Source organism: Psychrobacillus sp. FSL K6-4046, from assembly GCF_038624605.1.
Lineage (GTDB): Bacteria > Bacillota > Bacilli > Bacillales_A > Planococcaceae > Psychrobacillus.
Genome location: NZ_CP152020.1, coordinates 1,902,540 through 1,925,049 on the forward strand (window position 1 = coordinate 1,902,540; position 22,510 = coordinate 1,925,049).

General features: G+C 34.7%; 22 protein-coding genes and 2 pseudogenes. 19 read left to right on the forward strand and 5 right to left on the reverse strand.

Features of this window, described 5'->3' with window-relative positions:
• Positions 1-138: 138 nt before the first annotated feature.
• The gene (locus MKY09_RS09400; protein WP_342568228.1) at positions 139-444 is read right to left on the reverse strand and encodes a hypothetical protein; all 306 of its coding nucleotides are present in this window, start codon (positions 442-444) and stop codon (positions 139-141) included.
• 269 nt (positions 445-713) lie between these two features.
• Between MKY09_RS09400 and MKY09_RS09405 the strand changes: the two genes are divergently transcribed.
• The 6 genes and pseudogenes from MKY09_RS09405 to MKY09_RS09430 all read left to right on the forward strand — a co-directional run bounded on the left by MKY09_RS09405 (position 714) and on the right by MKY09_RS09430 (position 5,253).
• Positions 714-1,583 (forward strand): GNAT family N-acetyltransferase, encoded by an 870-nt coding sequence (locus MKY09_RS09405; RefSeq protein WP_342568162.1) that lies wholly within the window; start codon positions 714-716, stop codon positions 1,581-1,583.
• Positions 1,584-1,660: 77 nt separating this feature from the next.
• Positions 1,661-2,158 carry a hypothetical protein gene (locus MKY09_RS09410; protein ID WP_342568163.1) on the forward strand — a complete coding sequence of 166 codons (498 nt, stop codon included), beginning with the start codon at positions 1,661-1,663 and terminating at the stop codon, positions 2,156-2,158.
• 175 nt (positions 2,159-2,333) lie between these two features.
• A pseudogene (locus MKY09_RS09415) lies at positions 2,334-3,119 on the forward strand (aminoglycoside phosphotransferase family protein); the annotation flags it as partial.
• A 176-nt stretch (positions 3,120-3,295) separates the two neighbouring features.
• Complete coding sequence (locus MKY09_RS09420) at positions 3,296-3,889, forward strand: lysophospholipid acyltransferase family protein (protein ID WP_169359125.1); 594 nt, start codon at positions 3,296-3,298, stop codon at positions 3,887-3,889.
• Positions 3,890-3,990: 101 nt separating this feature from the next.
• Complete coding sequence (locus MKY09_RS09425; protein ID WP_342568164.1) at positions 3,991-4,410, forward strand: DUF5391 family protein; 420 nt, start codon at positions 3,991-3,993, stop codon at positions 4,408-4,410.
• 57 nt (positions 4,411-4,467) lie between these two features.
• The gene (locus MKY09_RS09430; RefSeq protein WP_342568165.1) at positions 4,468-5,253 is read left to right on the forward strand and encodes a DUF4097 family beta strand repeat-containing protein; all 786 of its coding nucleotides are present in this window, start codon (positions 4,468-4,470) and stop codon (positions 5,251-5,253) included.
• 333 nt (positions 5,254-5,586) lie between these two features.
• On the opposite strand, the gene MKY09_RS09435 is transcribed toward MKY09_RS09430, so the two are convergent.
• Positions 5,587-6,066 carry a GNAT family N-acetyltransferase gene (locus MKY09_RS09435; RefSeq protein WP_342568166.1) on the reverse strand — a complete coding sequence of 160 codons (480 nt, stop codon included), beginning with the start codon at positions 6,064-6,066 and terminating at the stop codon, positions 5,587-5,589.
• Positions 6,067-6,233: 167 nt separating this feature from the next.
• On the opposite strand from MKY09_RS09435, the gene MKY09_RS09440 reads away from it, so the two are divergent.
• The 7 genes from MKY09_RS09440 (at position 6,234) to MKY09_RS09470 (ending at position 11,644) form a co-directional block, all read left to right on the forward strand.
• Positions 6,234-7,133, forward strand: coding sequence for an aminoglycoside phosphotransferase family protein (locus MKY09_RS09440; RefSeq protein WP_342568167.1), 900 nt, complete (start codon positions 6,234-6,236; stop codon positions 7,131-7,133).
• Between the two features lie 163 nt (positions 7,134-7,296).
• Positions 7,297-7,695 carry a hypothetical protein gene (locus MKY09_RS09445; protein WP_340883480.1) on the forward strand — a complete coding sequence of 133 codons (399 nt, stop codon included), beginning with the start codon at positions 7,297-7,299 and terminating at the stop codon, positions 7,693-7,695.
• A gap of 53 nt (positions 7,696-7,748) precedes the next feature.
• Complete coding sequence (locus tag MKY09_RS09450) at positions 7,749-7,880, forward strand: hypothetical protein (protein WP_342568168.1); 132 nt, start codon at positions 7,749-7,751, stop codon at positions 7,878-7,880.
• Positions 7,881-8,046: 166 nt separating this feature from the next.
• Entirely contained in the window at positions 8,047-8,631 is a 585-nt protein-coding gene (locus tag MKY09_RS09455) for a hypothetical protein (RefSeq protein ID WP_342568169.1), read from the forward strand.
• A 340-nt stretch (positions 8,632-8,971) separates the two neighbouring features.
• The gene (locus MKY09_RS09460; RefSeq protein ID WP_169359131.1) at positions 8,972-9,559 is read left to right on the forward strand and encodes a hypothetical protein; all 588 of its coding nucleotides are present in this window, start codon (positions 8,972-8,974) and stop codon (positions 9,557-9,559) included.
• Between the two features lie 208 nt (positions 9,560-9,767).
• Positions 9,768-10,724: a tyrosine recombinase XerC gene (locus MKY09_RS09465; RefSeq protein WP_342568170.1), complete on the forward strand. Its 957-nt coding sequence runs from the start codon at positions 9,768-9,770 to the stop codon at positions 10,722-10,724.
• 731 nt (positions 10,725-11,455) lie between these two features.
• Positions 11,456-11,644 (forward strand): hypothetical protein, encoded by a 189-nt coding sequence (locus MKY09_RS09470; RefSeq protein WP_251553101.1) that lies wholly within the window; start codon positions 11,456-11,458, stop codon positions 11,642-11,644.
• 11 nt (positions 11,645-11,655) lie between these two features.
• Here the strand turns inward: MKY09_RS09470 and MKY09_RS09475 are convergent, their stop codons facing one another.
• Both MKY09_RS09475 and MKY09_RS09480 read right to left on the reverse strand, forming a co-directional pair.
• Positions 11,656-11,856, reverse strand: a complete 201-nt coding sequence (locus MKY09_RS09475) for a hypothetical protein (RefSeq protein ID WP_298467500.1) — start codon at positions 11,854-11,856, stop codon at positions 11,656-11,658.
• A 28-nt stretch (positions 11,857-11,884) separates the two neighbouring features.
• Entirely contained in the window at positions 11,885-12,775 is an 891-nt protein-coding gene (locus tag MKY09_RS09480) for a hypothetical protein (protein WP_342568171.1), read from the reverse strand.
• A 336-nt stretch (positions 12,776-13,111) separates the two neighbouring features.
• Between MKY09_RS09480 and MKY09_RS09485 the strand changes: the two are divergent.
• From MKY09_RS09485 to MKY09_RS09495, 3 genes and pseudogenes are all read left to right on the forward strand, one after another.
• Positions 13,112-14,650, forward strand: a pseudogene (locus MKY09_RS09485) (spore germination protein).
• Positions 14,647-15,693: a GerAB/ArcD/ProY family transporter gene (locus MKY09_RS09490; RefSeq protein WP_342568172.1), complete on the forward strand. Its 1,047-nt coding sequence runs from the start codon at positions 14,647-14,649 to the stop codon at positions 15,691-15,693. Before MKY09_RS09485 ends, MKY09_RS09490 begins: the two are co-directional and overlap by 4 nt.
• On the forward strand, positions 15,693-16,730 hold the full coding sequence (locus MKY09_RS09495) for a Ger(x)C family spore germination protein (RefSeq protein WP_342568173.1): 1,038 nt from the start codon (positions 15,693-15,695) through the stop codon (positions 16,728-16,730). Before MKY09_RS09490 ends, MKY09_RS09495 begins: the two co-directional genes overlap by 1 nt.
• A gap of 161 nt (positions 16,731-16,891) precedes the next feature.
• On the opposite strand, the gene MKY09_RS09500 is transcribed toward MKY09_RS09495, so the two are convergent.
• The gene (locus tag MKY09_RS09500) at positions 16,892-18,643 is read right to left on the reverse strand and encodes a glycoside hydrolase family 13 protein (RefSeq protein WP_342568174.1); all 1,752 of its coding nucleotides are present in this window, start codon (positions 18,641-18,643) and stop codon (positions 16,892-16,894) included.
• Between the two features lie 312 nt (positions 18,644-18,955).
• Here MKY09_RS09500 and MKY09_RS09505 point away from each other — a divergent pair, with 312 nt between their 5' ends.
• The 3 genes from MKY09_RS09505 to MKY09_RS09515 all read left to right on the forward strand — a co-directional run bounded on the left by MKY09_RS09505 (position 18,956) and on the right by MKY09_RS09515 (position 22,487).
• A complete protein-coding gene (locus tag MKY09_RS09505) occupies positions 18,956-20,248 on the forward strand; it encodes an extracellular solute-binding protein (protein WP_342568175.1) in 1,293 nt (430 codons plus the stop codon).
• 114 nt (positions 20,249-20,362) lie between these two features.
• Complete coding sequence (locus MKY09_RS09510; protein ID WP_169359138.1) at positions 20,363-21,643, forward strand: sugar ABC transporter permease; 1,281 nt, start codon at positions 20,363-20,365, stop codon at positions 21,641-21,643.
• A 1-nt stretch (position 21,644) separates the two neighbouring features.
• On the forward strand, positions 21,645-22,487 hold the full coding sequence (locus MKY09_RS09515) for a sugar ABC transporter permease (protein ID WP_169359139.1): 843 nt from the start codon (positions 21,645-21,647) through the stop codon (positions 22,485-22,487).
• Positions 22,488-22,510: the final 23 nt, after the last annotated feature.

The window sequence follows — 22,510 nt, forward strand, 5'->3', positions numbered from 1 at the left end:
AAACGTACCATTTAAGCTTAGCAATCCGATAAAAAAGACATCGGATTGCTATTTCTTTCTAAAATGGTTTGTGGAAGTTACTTCTTAATATATATCACTGGATTGGATTGTTTAAAATCTGTATTCAACTTGCCTTTTTTATGAATAGCTGTCTTCTTTTTTACTATAGGCTTCATAAGCAAAGTATCCAAGTAAGAAACCGAACCCAGTTGCCCAATTGATTGCAGTTAGTAAGGAGATTGGGAAGAATATGTTTAAAAGTACAGCAATTGCAAGTCCACTCATCAATCCAAATGGTATTAAACTATCTAATAAAATTTGATCACTTTTTGATTTTTTCTTACCAAGGGTACCGTTTTCATACTTTTTCTTCATTCGGAGTATAACAAATACTACAATTCCTCCGACTATTACAAGAGGAAATAATGTATTAATCATGTCCAATGCTATATACATACTTTAAGCCCCCTTCTTGAGATGTCTAATTTATTCCAATTTTAGCACAATATTTATCAATTCTCTAATCATCCACATTTTACACCTTGGAAATTACTGATTATAACATTGTCTACTCCTCTAAAATAGAGAGGATTTCTAGCCGATATATAGAATTACTGTATTAGGCTCATAATAGGAGCAGGAGAAACTAATAACCCCTTTGAACCAAGCTTCTTTAGTAAGCACTATATTATAACTAGAATAGAGGCAATAACATGTTAGAAATTAATAAGCCAACGAACCTAACAAAGCTTTCAACATTTCTTGAAACACTTAATAATCAATCCATATACCATATCGGCTATTGTGGACTAGACGCGGAGGAAATAAAATATACAATACTTCACGAGTTTTCTGATTTGGATTTAGAGCATTCCTTTGCTGTAGCCTCTGAGCTAGACACGATTAAAGGTGCTCTTGGCTTTGACATAGATGAGGAAGAGAGAACCGTTGAGGTATGGGGACCATTTGTTTTAGAGGCAGAGCAATATAAGGAAACAGCAGATGCCATGTGGAAACACCTGGTTTCAAAGCTGCCTTTTGAAATTAAAACCTTCGAATTCTTTGTCGGTAAGGAAAACTTTCGTACAAGAGAATATATTCGTGAAACTGGCGGAGTGGAAACCGGTCAGCATTTGATCCTAACAGCTAAAAAAGGGAGCTTTTTTGCAAAAAGTACAGAGGTTGTTGAATACGACCATTCTTTTAAAGAATCATTTGAAGCCCTTCACACTGCTATTTTTCCAGAGACCTACTATAATAGTTCAGAAATATTAAGTAGGCTGGACAAACAAAACAAACTAATGTTAGTAGCAGATGGGACTAAAAATATTAAAGGTTATGTATATGTAGAGGCAGAGCCTAGTTTTAACGACGGGACAATAGAGTATATAGCAGTTTCTACTGATTATCAGAAACAAGGAGTGGGGGCCCAGCTTCTGCAAGCTGCCTTACAATACTTATTTTCCTACGAGAGTATTACGGAAATTACTTTAAGCGTCAGTTCTGGTAACGACCAAGCGTTAGGTCTTTATAAGTCATGTGGTTTTGATTTAAAAAGTGAGCTAGTCGCTTATAGGAAGTGATTTTGTGACTTTATATTTTTGCTAATCATACAAAATAACTTACCTAATTATGAACATATAGCAAGGGGGAATAACAAATGGAATTATACCATTATGTAGGATACCAGCAAGATAGTAATGAATACATCAATCCAGAGCAAGCAATGAAACAAGGGTTAAATATTTCTACAAAAACAGGTTCATATACAAACGGAGGACGATTATTTTCAAAAGTAACAGAAAAGTATAGACCATTAAGTGCTCCTACATGGATTGATTTTGGTCAAGCAATAGGAGCAGAATTTACGAAACCTTCTAAGCCTTATTTCAAGTTTACTATTTTCACTAACAAAATCCTCATTTTTAATAGAGAAATCTCAAGTGATTTGTTTGCTTACATAGAGGACGATTATATGAAAGAAGAAACAGGGGGAGGTTATTTTACTAAGGGACTTCCTTCTAAGGAAGCACTAGTAAAACAATACTGGGAAAGCATGATCACTATCGAGGATTATTTAGCAAATAAGCCATATGAAAATGCAGAAATCCTAATTTTTAGGACGGTTCCACCGGGAATCCTGGAGTTTATTGAATAGGTAATATTTTTAGAGACACTAGCTTTAGTTAGTGTCTTTCCAATTTATAATCGCTTTAGAAAAGGATGAATAAGGATGGAATTTATCAAAATACAATTCTTTCAAAACTCTTCTTCCTTCCAACTAATAGAGGAAGGAAGAAGAGGACGAGAAATGGTGTGTAGATCAAAAATATTTACTCCGTTTATCCAGTAATACAGATCTTCAACAATTAAAAAATCAAGCTGAGCTCACAAATAAAGTACATAAATTAGATCACCATATCCCATATGTCTATGAGGTTGGGGTTTTAAAGGATAGAAGTTACGTAATTTTAGATTACATAAAAGGCGAAAATGGAGAAACGAAACTTCCTACTCTATCAAAAAAGGTTCAATATCAAGTAGGTATACAGGTTGGAGAAACACTCCGTAAAATGCATAGTATCACAGCTCCACCTAATACTCCTTGTTGGGAGGAAGTATGGACAAAGCGTATTATAAAATTGACACCACAATTTCTACCTATAGTAGAGGCAAATCCTGATTATAAATGCATACTTCCTTTTATAGACAGTCAAATTCACCTATTAAAAGGAAGACCAAGCTGTATTCAGCATTATGACTTTCATACTGGTAATATTTTAATTGATGATGACAAGTTTAGTGGTTTAATCGATATGCAAAAAATTAGATATGCCGATCCAGTCAATGAATTTTATAAGCTTGAATATTTTAATGTACAGGTTAGTAAATTTTACTCAAAGGGAGTATTAGATGGATATCATAAGCAAGGGGAAATACCTTCTAGCTTTTGGGAGTTACATCGGTTTTATGCTGCAGTTCATCTAATTTCAGCTGAGGTATGGGGACATCAAGTTGCAATCAAACAAAAAGAAAAGTTCCAAGCATTTACCCGATTTACGTTAGACCAATTTAATAATTTCCAGCTTTTAATACCTAAATGGTATACCGATCAATAACTAAAGTGTAGAAGAAGACAGCTCCTGTCATTTAAATATCGAAAAGGAATTTTGCTAGTGCCTGACCACATAGTGAGCAACTATTCTTCTAGTAAATATAAAAATGTCTAGTATTTTTTTATATACTCATCTACAATTGGCACTAGGTACTAATTGTAGATGACAAGGTGGTTAATATGTATAAGTTTGTATTAGGTATAGCTAAAATTATTGTAAGATCTTTTGGTAAAGTAGAGGTATTGCACCAGGATCGTTTGCCAAAAGAAGAGGGGTATATTGTCACATGTACTCATAGAGGGTGGCTGGAAATAGTTATATTAGGAATTGCAGTTCCAAGACCAGTTCATTTTATGGCAAAAAAAGAGCTATTCAATAATAGAATTATCGGTTTTCTGTTACGTAAAATCAATGCGTTTCCAGTAGATCGTGACAATCCTTCACCGAGTACTATAAAAATTCCAGTTAAATTATTAAAAAGCAAGGAAGTAGTAGGTATTTTCCCAAGTGGAACACGCAATTCCGAAGGAGCTCCATTAAAAAGAGGGGCAGTGACGATTGCAAACCTATCTAAAACTCCAATTATTCCAGCTTATTATGAGGGACCTCGTACTTTAAAGGAATTAAAGCAAATGAAAAAAGCTACCATCATATTTGGGGAACCCATTTTTATACAAGTAAAAAACAAAGATGAATTTGCCTTATATACCGAGCTGTTAAATGACCAGACACAATTATTGGCAGAAAAATTTCAAAAAACTAAACATCCATAAATAATCAGACCTAAGGCTTAGTAAACAAAAGCCTTAGGTCTATTTTAGGTCATTCCTACATTTACTATAATTTAGGAAAGGTCTAAAAAGGTGGTGAGTTCGTGAAAAACAATAAAAAGAAGTTAATTATTTGTACAATTTTTTCCGCAATTTTATTTAGTAGCCTCTTAGTTGTGACTTCTTTATCTCCAATGGCTGATATTGGTGAAAACTCAAATAAGTTTGGAACAACGGGCATGTGGCTAGGTTTAGCATTCTTATTAGTTTGCTATCTAGTGCCCTTACTTTTATATTCCGTCGGTATTTCTTTTATGAAATATATTATGGCTGTTGCATGTGCATTAGGTGCAATTAGCATATTCTTTTTAATCATTGCATTTGTGATTATTGGTGCGATCTATTCGATAGGAATACAGCTATTTATAGCAATAGGAATTAGTATTTTATTGCTGATCGTAAACAGCCGTTGGATGTACCTTGCATTTATTTCAAAGCCTATAACGCAGAGCGATTACGCTTAATTAATATTTGTTTCAAAACACAGCCCCTTTGACATAGAAGGGATGGAGGGAAAGTATATGAATTTAAAAAGAATAGTATACGTTTGTATAACCATTTTATTGGTTGGAGTTGTTATTAATATTGCCTTTAATGTAAGAGGATTTTATCAAGTAGACGCTGCTAAGGTAACAACCATAACTGAGCAGTTTGATCATGTGGAAGTCACTTCTGACAATGCATCTATTAGTGTATTACCTACGTCTAGTTCGGATGCGTCAGTTGAATATTCATCCAAACAAAACAGAAAAAATCTTTCGGTTAAAGTGAAGGACAATACTCTATTAGTAGAGCTAAAGCAAAAGTGGTGGAATAATTTTAGATTTGTAATAAACACGAGCAGTAATAAGCTAATCATTTATTTACCTGAAAAAGAATATGAAGAAATAATGGTGTCTACATCGAATGGCAGTGTGGAAGGGAAGGAGATTAAGGCAAATCAATTTATATTTGAATCTGATAATGGTTCAGTAGAATTAGAAGACATTATTGGCAAAGATGTCTATGCCGAAACGAATAACGGTAAAGTTTTCATGAAAAATGTCGAAGGAAAAATCGAGGCAGATTCAGACAATGGATCCATCACGTTGAATACAAAAACACTAGATCAGCATATCAGCCTAAGCACGGATAATGGTAGCATTGAAGTGAACTCTGATCAGGAGCCTACAAACGCAACCATTACAGCAAGCAATGATTTCGGTGGTATTAATATCTACGGATCCTCTGATAAAACCATCACATATGGCAAAGGCAAGTATCAAATTGAGTTAGATACGGATTTAGGCAGTATATCTGTTAAATAAATTTTTATAGAAGATATAATACGAGTGAGAATGGACTTTTATAGTTCATTCTTTTTTAATGGGTAAGGTTTTGATCAAACCTACTAGAGTATAAAAACCTTGCACAGACGTAAATAAATCTTGCGGAGACGAAAGAGAATCTTGCAGAGATGGGTAACAACATTGCAGAGATGAACTCAAACCTTGCGGAAATGAACCAGAACCTTGCAAAGTGCAAGCAAGAAGCGCTTCACATCAAATAGATACTTGCAAATCAATAGTTGTATGTTCTTACCAGAAAGGTCATAATATTTGATTACATCCACCTTGATATCAGACTACTCGAATTAAAAATTATTCATCTATACGAACTGCCATCTTCCTGCTAACTGTTTCCATTCCAAGACTTTCGTAAAAGGAAATGGCGCCATTATTGAATTCCCACACGTTCAATTCCAATGTAGTTGCTCCTTGGCTTCTTGTCCAATCCAGGCATGCATGGAATATTTTTTTGCCAACACCCTTTCTGTTATGCTTGCCTGCCACTCCAAAGTCATTGATATATGCAAATTTTCTTGGAATTAATGAGTCGAACAGAGGAGCATCTTTAACCTCTAATACCGCAAACCCAACTACCTCATTAGCAAGCCTCGCTATTAATATTTCACTGGATGGATTTGTTAACAACGAATGGAAGTATTCATCCGGCATTACTTGGTCGACCTGTCTAAAAATATTTGGTAAGGCAAGGGAATGTTTGTCATGCCCTTCTTTAACTAATAAATTTATCGAATTAAAATCATCTAAAGTTGCACTTTCTATTAAAATTTCCATTCTATGTCTCCTACTTATACTTTATATTTTAATTTATTTTACTAGAGTGCTATGTTTTTGCAACTCTAAAATTCAAATTTTCTTACTTTATTAAATAAACAAGGAATATAATAGAGAAAACTAGTTTTTCAAGTATAGGTCAAATAACAATAAAGGATGAAGGCAAAATGAAGTATCCAGCAACATTTGTAGATAAAATAACAGGAGCTTTCCAAGAAGAAGGAAAGCAATGGCTCAATCGATTACATCTAGTAATAGAAGAATATAAAGAAAAATGGGAGTTGTCGATAGAGGAACCAGTAGACAACTTGTCTTATAACTATGTAATAAACGTAACGCAGCAAGATGGAACACAAGCAATTCTCAAAATAGGAGTTCCTAACTGGGATTTTTCTAATGAAATTAACACGCTTATTACATATAACGGAACAGGATGTGTAAAATTACTTCGATTTGATTCCAAGGATGGGATTATGTTACTCGAAAAACTATCTCCAGGCAATATGCTTTCTGATTTGCCGGAGGAAGAGGCAATCGAGACATATGTTGAGGTATGGAGCAAACTACCAAGAACAGTAAATCCAACATACTCAATGACAGAAATCATTACATGGTTCTCAGGTTTTGACCGTTTTTTGAGGAGTGAGTATGCAGACAAGTATCCTTTGAAGGAATTTGTATTAGAAGCCAAATCTTTTGTTAGCGACTTTATAAACAACAAAGATGAGATATTTCTTTTGCATGGAGATTTGCATCATGAAAACATCCTATGTTCCGACTTACATGGTTGGACAGCTATAGATCCAAAAGGAGTGATAGGTCATCTATATTTTGACTTTACTTCCTTTATGGTCAATCATCTTCCGAGAAATCAAGATGTGAAACAAGTAATACACAACAGAATAAATAAAATTTCTGCTTTATTACATTTAGATAAACAAAAACTAATTAAAGCTAGTTTTATAATGGGAACTTTGAGTGCTTGCTGGGCAATCGAAGATAAGGATCCGAACTGGGAGATATCTTTCATAAGCACTCAACATTTTCGTAGCTTCCTAGTTGAGTAAGTTATTTAGCTTGGTTATGTTAAAAGCTCGGGTTGATTTTTAGGGAAGTGGTTTTGTTTGTTAAATGTTACACTTAAACTAACTCAGCAGGTTAGTTGAACAAGGATTTTCTGTTCATATTGAAGAAATAGGTTGTATTAGTACAAATGAAAAGTGGGTTTTGATGATGATAAAGGAAATGGATATTCGATGTCATTTTTATGGTGAGAAATTTTCTCCCAAAGTGGTTGAAAAACAAAGTGGGATTAGATTAGAAAATAAAATAGAAGTTGGTGATATTACAAAGAGGGGAGGAAACAAAGGTAAACCATCGGATTACGGCAATGGTGAACTATGTCCTCCAAAGGAATTCAAAGGTAAAGAAGATTTTGGTCTTTATTGGATTGCTTTAACCTTATCAAAACATATTGATATTTTACGTGAATGTGGTGCAGATAATATCGATTTAGTTATTGGTGTTTGGTTTGAAGAACAATGCAATCTTGCATTTGAACCAGAAGCAATAAAATTAATTGGTGAACTAGGTATTGCTTTACAGGTAAGTTGTTATGAAGATTACTAAGTCTTGTTTTATTCAACTAACGGGCGCTACTTCAAGAAAGAGGGGGAGTGAGAATGGTGGAACAATTCAACATAAATGGACAGGAATTCTTTGTTATGAAAAAGTATAGAAAAATGGGTGTAGGGAGAATAGCTGCTATAAATTTATTTGAAAATATAAAGAAACGTGGGAATTATCTGTCATAAAAGAAAACAATTATGCTCAAATATTTTGGAAAAAAGTAATCTGTAAATATTCAAATGGTAATTATAAAGAAACCAAAAATGAAGATGGAGACACTATATTTCTATTCAAAATTACTGATTAGTATCTTCAACTAACAGGTAGCTTTACTTCAAGAAGGGGTGCGAAATGAAAAAAACACTATTACTTTTAATTTTTCTGTTATTATCAGTAGTTTTAATCGCGTGTAACAATGATAACCAGGAGTCTCAAAAGAAGGAAGAGCCTAGTCAAGTATCTCAAGAGAGTACTAAAAAAATACAGACTGAAAAAAATACTGTTGAAAATGAAGAAAATTCCCTTCCAGCTTTTAAGGCTCTTGTCACCCCTGAAATTACCCTTTTGTCTGCTGAGGGGAACGTGCAATATCTGTTTGATTCCTCGTATGGAGAAGTATGTTGGAATAATTGTGATGAATTCATTCATTTCAATTACCCTAATATCCATAGCGGAGACGTTGAAGTTGGTAATCGACTTCAATTTGATTGGAGTTCGTTAAAACCACAACCAACAGAAATTCATTTAATACACGTTAATAATAGCGATGAAGATGACTTAAAAGAACTGAGGAGAAAACAAAAGTCTCCTGAAAATGCACCGTTAACAATTACAGTTGATGAAGAAATGATTGGAAATCAATATGCTTTCGAATTCATATGGAAAGATGGAGAAGTGGTTGAGGGAAGAAGTATATTGAATTTTAAACTTGAGTAATGGATTTATCAAACGTTCTTCTTGCACTAAGGTACTTTAGTAAAAAACAAAATCAAACTATAATGAGCCAGGAGAAAACATCCGAGCTCATTTTTTAATTAACTTCTGTTCATAAAAAGAAGACTCTTATCAGCTACGGATGAATGAGAAAGGATTCCACAAATGGATCTTGAACCGAAGTGAATTAACTCCCTTAGAAAGCATATAAATGTCATAGTTCTCTATTTATTTAGCGTAAAAATTAGTAAATAGATTCTGAAATCCACTTTTTGGAATATACTCGTTTACAAGGTTCTTATAAAGGGAAGCGTCTAAATAAATATAGAAAAGGGGTGTACCAATGAATGCCGCTACACAATATAACGGTTTAGTATTATTAAATGGTTATCTTCAAAGACTATATGTTTTTGAAAAAACAAAAGGTATTCTGAATAATGGTGCTTTTAATGTTGAAAAAATAGATATCATTACTCAACAATTAAAAAAAGTACTAGAAATAGCAGAAGTTTTTAATAGTAAAAAAAGTTTAGATGAGCCTAACAAGAATAGCTTGTTAGAAATCGCCCATATAGCAGAAGAATTATGTGAGGAATATAAAAATGAAATGGTAAAAAGTAACTCGTTTAAGGAAGAACTTGCAGTGACTGCATCAGCAATTTATGCCGAAGAGCATATAAATAATGGAATTATACAAATGGGGGAGTTATTTAATCCAGAAGTAAAAGATCGTTTCATGCAACATATTTTGTATTACAGAGATAGAGTAGCTTTAGTTAATTTCGTAGTTCAAAAAGAATCAGAAGGAGAAGAGATCTTGCAGAAAGATAAGGAGCAAATAGTTACTTGGTATAACCAAACTATACAAAACGCGCAGTATATTTCAAAGGATTTTGACTCTATAAAGGAATATCTACAACTTTCAACTTAGTTTTTCTGAATTTCCAATAAGAGAACAGTTAGGGGTTACTATACGTAAATAATAATTTAAAAACGCTCTCAGAGCTAATCTAAAGCGCCCTAATAGATAGCAAACTTTCCAGTAAAAGTAATATAAAACTATAAATTTTAAAAAGGTTCCCAAATTCATATTTGGGAACCTTTTTTTGTGATAAAATGGATGTTATGAGGTGAGCGAAATGCAACAAGAAATTCCGAGATTATTAAAGGACTTTTTAGTATATTTGACAACTATTAAAGGGAAATCTCCTCGAACTAGAAAAGAGTACGAATATGATATTAGTCTGTTCTTACGTTTTATAAAATCTATGGACGAGGACATTCCAGCAAACAAAATAGAAGAAGTAAATATAAAAGATATTCAGATAGATCGAATAAGAGAAGTCACATTAGAGGATCTTTATATGTTTATTGAATTTTGTGAGGTACAGAGAAATAATAGTGCAGCAACTAGAGCGAGAAAGGTTGCAACACTGAAATCTTTTTTCAAATATTTAAAGGGGAAACGAAAATTATTGGAGGATAATCCTGCAGATGAGCTGGAAAGCCCTAAAATCGGGAAAAAGTCTCCTATTTACATGAACCAAGTAGAGGCAGAACAATTTATAGCAGGTATCAAGCGTAACAATCATTACTATAGAAACTACTGCATGATTATGCTGTTTTTGAATTTAGGACTTCGTGTCTCTGAGCTATGTAGCTTAGATCTTAATTCGATACATGATCGAACCCTTCGAATCGTCGGAAAAGGGAACAAGGAGCGCACGGTATACTTAAATAACGCCTGTATGAATTCTATTCAAATGTATTTTGAGAAGGAAAGACCAACGATACAAGGGGCAAAAGAAAATAATGCCTTATTTTTATCTCAAAAAGGAACACGTCTAACAAGACAAACCGTTGCTAAAATAGTGAAGCAGATCAACGTAGACTCTGGACTTAAAAATGATAAAATTACTCCACATAAGCTACGGCATTCAGCTGCAACTATTATGTACAAGCATGGAGCAGATATAAGAAGTCTACAGCATATTTTAGGTCATACGAGCGTTTCTACTACTCAAATCTATACGCATGTGGAAGACAAAGAAATACAACAAGTTTTAGAGAACAATCCATTCAATCAAATCAATTAGTTACATATAACTTTATTATGTAAACTAAACTCGTTTTAAGAAAGCTATGTTAAGGTTATTGGTAGATTTTAACTTAACATTTCTTTTTATTCCGAGTACAATTTAAATTACTATTAAGAAATAAAAAGTTTATGAAGTGTGTGTTGGAGTCATTTTTACGGCTTAGTTTATACGTATGGTTTATAAATAGACTTTATAAATGTAAGCCGTTCTCCATTTATTGTTTGGAGTGCTAAACGGAGACATAAGCAGGGATGAGGGAGACAGATAAGGACAGTACAACCACGCGCGTAAGCGTCCGGTTGGCGCGGAAATCAATTTTACTTCCCGAATTAGAGTACATCTTATATCAAGCCTAACCTTTAACATAGCCTAAAAGACAAACACTGGATTCTGTTAACTTCTTATCCTTTAGATCGTAATGGAGTAGTGTAATGCATTAGAATCAACACAGAAAAAGTCGAGTCCGATTACATAAGGATTCGATTAAAGCGAAGATCCTTATTTTTCTTCTACTACATTTAAAAGGCATCGGTCTTGTGGACAATATAAGAGAAAGGATTACAAGTGCTTGTTCAACAAAAGTGGTACAAAATAATGGTTGTTTTCATTTTATTTACTTATAATATTATTATGTAAACTAATTGTTCATCCTTTTTTACCGATAACTTAAGTCATTTTTTCATGGACGAATATACTACAACAGGAATATGAAAAGATGAGGGGAAGCAATGAAAATAAGGGACATATATAATCGTTTACTAAAGGGTGAGAAGTTCAAAGACGTCAGTGAAATAAAGCTAAACCAATTACCCGTGAAGCATCCAGCAGACTTGGTTGGACCATCGCCAATTATGCAGGAAATGGCTGAAAAGCACTCGAAGCATTTCAAAGAAAAAAATAGAAAGTACCCACTTTAAAATAGTGGGTACTAACTGTTGTTTTGAAAATAAGTTATTCTCTTCACTAATGGCTCTGTTTTTTTTACGTGGATTGGTTTAACTAGGTCTCCCGTAATCGCTACCGTCTTAACATGTTTGGTGCTTTTTTTGGATGCATTGAATCCACTTAGCTTTTTTGCTGCCCGACTCCTCACATCTTCCGTGCAAATAGGAACCTTTTCACTTAGCATACTCAACACTCCTTAAGAAATAAAATATTTATTGGTTTTCCATTTGTTCCGAGTTAGTTAAAGCTACCATGTACTCGATGTTTTCAATATTTTTTGCAATAGTTTTATGAAGCAGCTCAAAGAGATATTTGTCAATAATATCAAATGAATAGGTAAAGCTTTCAATCACGGTTATAAATTCTAGGTCGTCATACGTGAAATGATAAACTAAATAATTTTTCTTCCATATATTTAACTCATCTGTCTTATTAAACACGACAGCCTCGCCGGTTTCCTTCGATTCCTCTATTAAATCAATCAGCTTTTCTGGGGTATCTCTTGTATAGACCTGAAAAGAGAACGCTCCATGAATCGGATAATTTTTGTATCCTATTTGTGTTTCCTCTAAAAAGTACTCCAAGACCTCTTTAAAATCGATTGCTGATCTGAACAAAAATTCTAATGTCCTACCTGAGGCATCGTCTCCTGTAAAATATGCCATGAGCTTTGCCTTTGTTCCACTAATTTCCACAGTTTCAATAGCCGCCTGCTCAATATTATCCACTTCAAATTCTAAATTCATAAACTTAAACCTTTTCAATCTCTTAAAGGCAACTGGAATCAATAGAAAAAGCAAAAACCATATAAAAAGCAAAAAGATGCCTCTAAATATGACCTGATGAAAATTAGATTGTACAAAGGGTTTTATGATAATCGAAAAAGCAGTGTCTTGGATCACTTGCTCGGCTTCTATTTCTTTAATCTCGGCATTTTGAAGGAAAAATGCCTTGGGGTTCTCTTGCCATGTAGAAATGCCAATAAGCAGGGAGGAGGTGGCCATCCATGCGACAATGATTAGAATTCCAATAGTATAAATGTAAGGGATGATCATATTTATCCATTGAAAAAGAGTACGTCTTTCTTGGAATAGGAATCTCATCTTTGGACTAAGCCTCCAGACATACTTAACGTTTTTATATTTGTCTATCATTTGATTTTATGTGACAGAGCCCAAATTATGACCTTTTCTATTAAACATATATATAAGCTGTTCATAAAATAAATACTATCAAACCAATGAGAGAAATGAATCAAAAACATAGGAGAAATCCGAACCGTAATGACGGCGAGTCCTAATTGGAGAGGGATATTTTAAATGATTTCCTGTGTTAAAAAAAGACTTCTATAGGAAGGGTATATAACTAGCTGTAATACTACTTGAATTGAATAATTAACTAAAAATCTTCCCATACTTCATCACAAAGGGGGAGTCGTATTGCAACAGAAAACAGAAATACACAAAGAAATCCAACGACTTAATAAACAATTCCTCCACTCATCTGATTTCATATCAAAAGAAATCCCTTTGGGACCAAATGAGCGTGTTATTCTTTGTTTTTATTCTTCCCTTGTGAAAAAAAGTGAAATAGATCACCTACTTTACTTACTAAGAGCATCAAGAAAAACGGTCTCAGGCTCTGAGTCATATACAGCACAAAACAAATCCAAGCTGATTGAAAACATTCATTCTGATCAGGTAGAAAATAATGCTCAGTTAGAGCTAAGCGAACAATTGCCTTTAACGACACCAATACTAGACGATTCAGTAACCATTACAACGGAGCCATATAATAATCAAAAACTAATCGAATATGTTTGCAATGGTGAATCAATTGTAATACTGCTAGATACAAATGAAATGATTAGACTTAATAGCCCTAACTTTGTATACCGAACACCAGATGAACCCGCCAATGAAGAAGTTTTACGAGGATCACACGAAGGATTTGTAGAGAATTATGATTCAAATGTTTCTCTAATTAGAAAACGTATAAAAAATAATAAGCTTATTGTTAAAAAGATTGTAATTGGAAAAGAGACTAATACTCTTGTTTATTATTTTTATATGGAAGATGTAGTGGATCAGGAGGCACTAAAAACGGTAGAGGAACGTTTAAACGGAATTGATATTGATATGTTTTATAGTGGGGGGCAGCTTAGCGATTATTTAGATGATCAAGTTTGGTCCCCGTTCCCACAACTTTTAAATACAGAGTGACCAGACCGAGTCGTTGCTAATATACTAGAAGGCAAAATAGCTATAATGACAGATATTACACCAACCGCTCTCATAGGTCCTGTAACATTTTTCTCATTTTATCAATCTCCGGATGATTTTAACTCACGCGTTTTAGTAGGAACGTTTTACCGGGTAATGCGGATATTAAGCTTCTTAACAGCTATCTTTTTACCGGCATTCTATATTGCGATTGTCAGTTTTCATTTTGAAGTATTACCGCTTGAATTAGCAAACAAAGTAAAGTCAGATATTAATCAAATTCCATATCGCCCACTTATTGAAGCACTAATCATGGAAGTTACTATTGAATTAATTCGAGAGGCGAGTGTTCGTCTACCGAAATCGATTGGACAGACTATTGGTATCGTTGGGGGACTAGTCATAGGCGAATCGATTGTGAGTGCAGGCTTAGTATCGAACTTAATGGTAATTGTCGTTGCATTTACAGCCATTTCGAGTTTTGTGGCACCATCTGTGGAGCTTAACACATCTATTCGGGTTTTACGCTTTCCATTTATGATCTTGGCTTCGCTGTTTGGCTTTTTTGGTATTATGATTGGGACCTTTATATTAGTCATACATTTATTGAATTTAAGTTCATTAAAAAGACCATATTTTTCACCAATTATTCCATTTGAACCAAAAGAACTGCATAAGATTTTCTTCCGAGAGCCCTATTATAAAGCTAAAAATCAGGTTACAAGTTTTTCGCCGAAAAAGGATGATGAGGCGTGAAGATAGAATTAACGAAAGTACAATTATTCCTTTTAATGTTCGTTATGCAAACCGGTTTCGTGTATACCTCTTTTCAAAATGTTTTAATCCAGCATGGTAAACGGGACTCTACGATTCAATTCATCATAGTAGCCATTTTGTTCTTTTTACTATTACTGTTTTATGAGCGAATGCATATGTTTTTCTTTTTGAATCGTTTTACAAAAATATTATATCTTGCGTATTGGTCGTTTTACATTATTGTATTCATCGTTTATATTACCTATGTGTTAACTACGTGGGTATTTCCAAATACCCCCAATATTGTTCTAATAGCCATTTTTTTATCTGTATGTTTTTACGCGAGTGTTAGCAGACCTGAAACAGCCGTCAACATTGGGGTAGTGTTACTGCCAATGCTTTTCTTATTTCTCATCTTTATGTTTCTAGCGGTTCCAAATCTACATATTACGAATTTGCTACCACTGTTTCACGAGGGAAAGGATAAGTGGATGTTGGGGTTAATTTATTCGACGTATGCTTTTGGGGGGGCAGAAATGTTTGTTCTGCTACGGAAGTATGTACTAGAGAACAAAAAGATTAAAAGTAAAGTGTTGGCCACGTATGTCATTGTTTTGACAGGCTTTTATTTTATGTCGATTTTATTTACACTGATGTTCTTTTCACTTGATGAAATTATTTTAATCCCTGAACCGATTTTATATATACTTCATTCATTAGAGGTTACATTTGTTAAGCGTCTCGATTTATTTTTTATTTATATTTGGTTATCTTGGTCGTTAGTAGCAATAGTGAATTACGTACTTGTAATGCGACTCGTTTATTTCGAAAACAAACGAAAAGCTCCAGTCCTCCAGCAACTTATTTTTTTTATTAGTATTGGCGTGATTGCTAGCGTTCTTACCCGTTTTGCTGTACTTGACATTTTTAAAAATTACTTAGTTTATGTAAATATCACATTTTCATTTTTATTACCTATTCTTATCATCGTAGTCAATATAATAAGGAGGCGATCTTTATCCAAATTCGATTCTTCATCTTAGTGTTAGTACCGCTAATACTAGTAGGTTGTTGGGATGAGCGGCTTTATAAAAACTCATCAGTAGTCTCACTGACTGGATTTGAAGGGAAAATGGGCGATGTTAAGGGGTATTATGCATATCCGGAAGCAACAACGGAGGAAATGAAGACAATAGTAATTACTGGCGAGGGCGTATCACCACGAGCTGTCCGACAAAGTGCTGAGATAAAAGTAGAGCAAACATTGGATTTATCTGTACTGTCAACAATCCTTATTTCTAAAGATACTGCAAAAAATGATATTTATGAGTATTTAGATATTTATTTTCGAGATGCGGCCAATCCGATTACTTCAAAAGTAGCCATTATAGAAGGTGAGATGAAGCCCTTTTTTGAACTGAATGAACAAAAGCAAAGTACATCGGGAGAATTTTATAATCGTTTTATTACTAGTTTGGAAGAAAACTCAATGGTCATTCCCTATACTTTGCAAACAGCAGGGTCAATCCTTTTTGAAAAGGCGCAAGATTTAGCACTTCCATATATCAAAATGGATAAGGAAGGTAGACCGATAGCAGACGGTGTAGCGTTATTTTCAGGTCGTTCGTTTTCCGGCGAAACCTTAAATCCAGAGCAAGGGGTTCTATTAAATATTTTAAATGAGACACTTGGACATTCCACTCGGATTACTTACTTATATGAAGGGAGTCCGGTGTCAATCCGTATCAATAAATCAAAGAGAAATATAACTGTTTTAGAAACTGAAATAAAAATCGATCAAAAAATTGAAGTTGTCGTGACAGAATTTCCGCAAGATCATTTAAAAGATAAACAAATTCGAAATAAGCTTCAACAATTTCTTACGGATAACGTAGAAAAAGATATGAATGAAGTAATGGAAAAATTACAAAAAGCAAAAAGTGATGCAATTGGACTTGGCCGAATTGTCCGAGCATATCATCCTAGTTTGTACAATGAAGATTGGAACGAACATTTTTCAACATTAAATATACCCGTAAAAGTCAATGTTGAATTAGTGAAAACTGGAATATTGTACTAGAAAAAATTCTGATAAATCAAATAACCCTACAAGTAGGCTCTTAAAAAGCATACTTGTAGGGTACTGTAGTTCAAAGTTTATAAGTCGAAAGCGGAGCAAATATAAAAAACTTTACTTTATCCTACCCATACTTTTCAAGGTGTTTTTTTAAATTTAGCTTGTCATGAATATCTCGGAGCTTTAATAATAACGTAACCATTTTCTCCAAGGGTAATCGTACTACCATCGATACGCGCTGAATCGCTATAAATTATCTCATGCTCGCTTGCTTCGCTTAACACTATTGACTGCTCATATTGTTCTGGGTTAAATAACACTGTGATAGAATATTTTTCATTGAATTTTTCATAACCAAAAATCCCATTTTCAGTAGTAGGAAGGATAAACCTAACTGAGCCTTCGTTGGCAAGCAGCCTTTCTTGCTTACGTATACTAATAAGTTCTTTAATGTGGTTTTTTAAATCAAGGTTATGTGTCGACTCATCCCAATCCATACATTTTCTACAACCAGGGTCCTGACCACCAGTTAAGCCAATCTCATCTCCGTAGTATATACATGGCGTCCCCATGAAAGTTAGTAGAAGGGTAAATATTTGCTTCACTTTACCTATATTGACGTCACATTCTGTTAATAATCTAGCAGTGTCATGGCTACCAACTAAATTAAATGTATAGTCAAAAACATTTTTAGGATAGTTATAGTAAACCCTTGTGATATTTTCTACAAACTGTGTAGAATTAATGCTTTCATTTACTAAAAGATTAAATAGATTTGTTTTGAACGGATAGTTCATTACTGCATCGAACTGATCTCCACGAAGCCACGGCATGGAGTCATGCCAAATTTCACCTAGAATATATACGTCAGGCTTAATTGCTTTAACAGTTTCCCTAAACTCACGCCAGAATTTATGGTCCACTTCATTTGCCACATCTAATCTCCAACCATCGATGTCATATTCCTCTATCCAAAATGCACCTACATCCATTAAATACTTTTTCACTTCCGGATTGGCAGTATTTAGCTTCGGCATAGACTCGACAAAACCAAATGCCTCATAGTTGGGTCTTTCACCACCCCGAACAGGATAACTATGGATATGAAACCAATCCTTATATCGTGAACTTTCCCCATTAACTAAAACATCTTGGAACGGTGGGAAGTAGTAGCCACTATGATTAAAAACAGCGTCTAACATCACTTTAATGCCACGCTTATGACACTCTTTTACAAGTCGCTTCAACGATTCTTTGTCTCCAAACTGTGGGTCTATTTCCAAATAATCAATTGTATCGTATTTATGATTGGAGCTTGCCTTGAACACAGGAGTGAAGTAAATACCGTTTACACCTAAATCACTCAAATAGTCTAAATGCTGAATGACACCTGCGAAATCCCCACCAAAGAAATTGTTTATAGCGGGGGGCTCGCTGCCCCAGGCTTTAGCCGTTGGAGGATCTATAGAAGGATCACCGTTAGCAAAGCGTTCTGGGAAAATTTGATACCAAATGGTGTCCTTTACCCAGGCTGGTGCGTCAAAAAGGTCAGTATTGTGCAAATAAGGAAAACAAAAATAGTAGTCTGAATCTTTAGGGGGAGTAGAGTAAAACCCTTTTTCTGTATAAATTACTTCTTCATTACTAGAAATTAACTTAAAGCCATATCGGATTCTATTTGTTTCTGAGAAAATCTTAATCTCCCAATAATCATGTACGCCGTCTGTGCCAGCTAAGTACATCCTTTCCATATCATGCATCCATTCACCATCTGCCCAAATGTATGGGTCTCCATGAATCAGTAAAACTTCTTGAAGGTCATTTGCTTTCGTTTTTAATCGTATGTGTAACGTTTTGTTATCGAGTAAATAAGCTAGGTTATCTACTGGTCTATGAAATACAGCGGACTTTTCCATATGATTGCTCCTTTTTAGAAGTGAGAACAGCACACTTCATATTATGAAATAAAATATTTTTTATAAATATTAAAAAAAGTATTGTGCAAACTTACTTTAAATGTATAATAAAACCATAAGTTGTGCAATCGCTTTCATAACATTTTATTGAAACATTATGATTCTATTTATCTTAATATACTAGAAATAACTAGAATAAGTAGATTAGCATGTTCATATTCTAATTTTATGTGAGCGTTTTCATTTATACATTTGTGCAAACGGTTGTACAACTTTAGGAAAAGAGATAAACAATTGGGAGGGTTAAAAGAAATGAAAAAAACACTATCATTCTTATCGATTCTAGTTTTATTGATGGCTATGTTAGCTGCATGCGGACCAGATCGAGAAACAAGCACGGGGTCATCTAACACAGGTGATAAAGAAAGTGAAGGCAACACGGAAGAACCAGCAAAGCCTGAAAAACTTGTTGTATGGGAAGATACAGATAAATCTGTAGCCTTAAAACCTGCAATTGAGTCTTTTGAAAAGGAATATGGGATTAAAGTAGAATTTAAAGAATTAGGAATGGCAGATAAGATGCGCGACCAGCTACGTATGGATGGTCCATCGGGAACTGGTGCTGACGTTGTTACTTTGCCGCATGACCAAATTGGTCAGGTAGTTACAGAAGGGCTTCTTCAAGAAATTGAAGTAAGTGACGAAGTACTTTCTACATTTAGTGAGTCTTCTGTAAATGCACAAAAATATGATGGAAAACTTTACGGGCTTCCAAAAGCAACGGAAACACCTGTATTTATTTATAACAAAGCTCTTATGACAGAAGCACCAGAAACAATGGATGAAGTATATGAGTTTTCTAAAGGCTTTACAGATGGTAAAAAGTTTGGCTTCATTGCAACTTGGGATGACTTCTATTTTGCACATGGTGTAATTGCTGGTATGGGCGGATACGTTTTCAAAGAAAATGATGGCGCTCTTGATAGAGACGACATTGGTTTAAACAACGAAGGAGCAGTTGAAGGAGCTTCTTATATCCAAAAATGGTATTCAGAAGGTCTTTTCCCTAAAGGGATTATTGGGGAAAGCGGTGGTTCTACAAGAGATGGACTATTTAACGAAGGTAAAATTGCTTCCGTTATGAATGGTCCTTGGTCTTTCCAAAGCATGAAGGATGCTGGAATTGACATCGGTATTTCTGCAATTCCTAAGCTTCCTAATGGTGAACCTATGAAAACGTTCATGGGAGTTAAAGGGTGGCATGTAACAGCATTCACTGAACATAAATATTGGTCTACAAAATTAGTAGAGTGGTTAACAAATGAAGAAAATGCAAAAATTCGCTTTGAAACAACACAAGAAATTCCTCCAGTTAAAACATTAATCGACGATCCGATTATTGCAGACAACGAAGGGGCGAAAGCAGTAGCACTTCAATCTCAATATGCAGTACCAATGCCAAACATTCCAGAAATGTCAGAGGTATGGGGTCCTGCAGCATCAGCACTACAAACTATTGCAACAGGAAAAGCAGAGCCACAAGCAGCAATGGATGATGCAGTTAAAAACATCAAAACAAATATTGAAACAAATCACCCTAACTGATGATTTAAATTGCAAAGGCATGTTTCCTATCATGGGAACATGGCTTTGCTTATATATAATATAATTTTGAAAAGAAATTCTCCTTTCAAAGGAAAGAGGGAGGCCGCTTTAGCGATGGACAATAATGTCACAAACAAACATAGAAAAACTGCTGGGCTTTTATCGATTATTCCAGGTATGGGTCAGCTTTATAATAAACAGTATGTTAAAGGAATCATTTTCTTAGTTTTAACAGTAGCTTTTTTCAGTAGCTTCTATCAAACCCTTAACTGGGGCTTTTGGGGACTAATTACGCTTGGAGAAATTCCAGGTTTAGATCATTCCGTGTTCCTTTTAGTTGATGGAGTTATTGCCTTACTCGTAGCAGCAATCGGGTTAGGTATATATGCTTTTAATATTTATGATGCCTATAACAATGGAAAAAAGAGAGATGAAGGCTTTGAGTTAAATAGCGTAAGAGAGCAGTACCATAACTTATTAGATAATGGTTTTCCATATTTAATGATTTCCCCTGGATTTTTACTGTTAATCTTTGTAGTTATTTTCCCAATCTTTTTCGTTATCCTTCTTTCATTTACAAACTATGACCTGTATCATACGCCACCTGCAAAGCTAGTGGACTGGGTTGGTATACAAAACTATATAGACATTTTTAAATTAGAATTGTGGCGCTCTACATTCTTCAGCGTGCTCGGATGGACGATTGTTTGGACTTTTGGAGCTACAACACTCCAGGTTGCAGTTGGTATATTCCTTGCAGTTGTCATTAATCAAAAAGATTTAAAAGGAAAAGCGGTTTTCCGTACGATTTTAATACTTCCTTGGGCAGTTCCAGCATTTATATCTATCTTAATATTTTCTGGTATGTTCAATGAATCATTCGGGGTTATTAACGATGGAATTTTAAGCTTTCTTGGTATAGACCCTGTACCGTGGATGACTTCTGAAATGTGGACCCGTATTGCATTAATAGGAATACAATCCTGGCTTGGATTCCCATTTGTTTTTGCAATGACTACAGGTGTTCTGCAATCGATCCCTGATGAACTATACGAGGCAGCTAACGTAGATGGAGCATCTATTTGGCAAAAGTTCAAAAGCATTACTTTGCCGATGGTTTTATATGCAACTGCACCTATTATAATCACGCAATATACGTTTAACTTTAACAACTTCAATGTTATTTTCTTATTCAACGGTGGTGGCCCTGCATTACCTGGTCAAAATGCCGGAGGAACAGATATTTTAATCTCTTGGATTTACAAGCTAACGATGACTTCTGCTCAATATGGTAAGGCTGCAGCAATTACGATGCTTTTATCATTAGTTGTAGTAGCAGTAGCTTTATGGCAGTTCAAACGTACAAATTCATTCAAAGAGGAGGATATGATGTGATATGAATACGAAAACAGAGAAAATTATTAGACTGACACTTTCGTACTTTATTCTCTTAGTAGCTGCTCTAGTCGTTATCTATCCGCTTCTTTGGGTAATTGGGTCATCACTAAATCCAGGTCAGAGTCTTTCCGGGTCTACTATGTTTCCTGAAAACCCGACTTTTAAGCATTACTTAGAGTTGTTTGATATGGAAAACTCTAATTATGTTTTATGGTATATCAACTCAATGAAGATTAGCTTGATCACGATGGCTTTATCGGTCATCAGTGTATCACTAACCGCATATGCCTTCTCACGTTATCGCTTTGTCGGACGCAAAAATGGCCTACTAACGTTTTTAGTGCTACAAATGATTCCTAACTTTGCAGCGCTAATTGCAATCTTTGTTTTAGCTCAAAGAACTGGTCTTTTAGACACTCATTTAGGATTAATTTTAATCTATACAGGCGGCCAAATACCGATGAATACGTGGCTAATGAAAGGGTATCTCGATACCATTCCAAAAGAGCTTGATGAATCTGCAAGGATGGACGGTGCTGGACACCTTCGTATTTTTTGGCAGATCATTATGCCGCTAGCAAAGCCTATTATTTCAGTAGTTGCGTTGTTTTCTTTTATCGCTCCATTCGGAGACTTTATATTGGCTCGCGTAATGCTTCGCTCAGAGGAAAAATTTACGATGGGCGTGGGGCTGTATGAGCTAGTATCTAAGCAATTTGGGAATGAGTTCACCACTTTTGCTGCGGGCTCCGTATTAATCGCAATTCCGATAACTATTTTGTTCTTAGCGTTCCAAAAGTATTTTGTTTCCGGACTAACTGCTGGGGGAACAAAGGGATAATAATGTTCAAAGAAACTATCGGG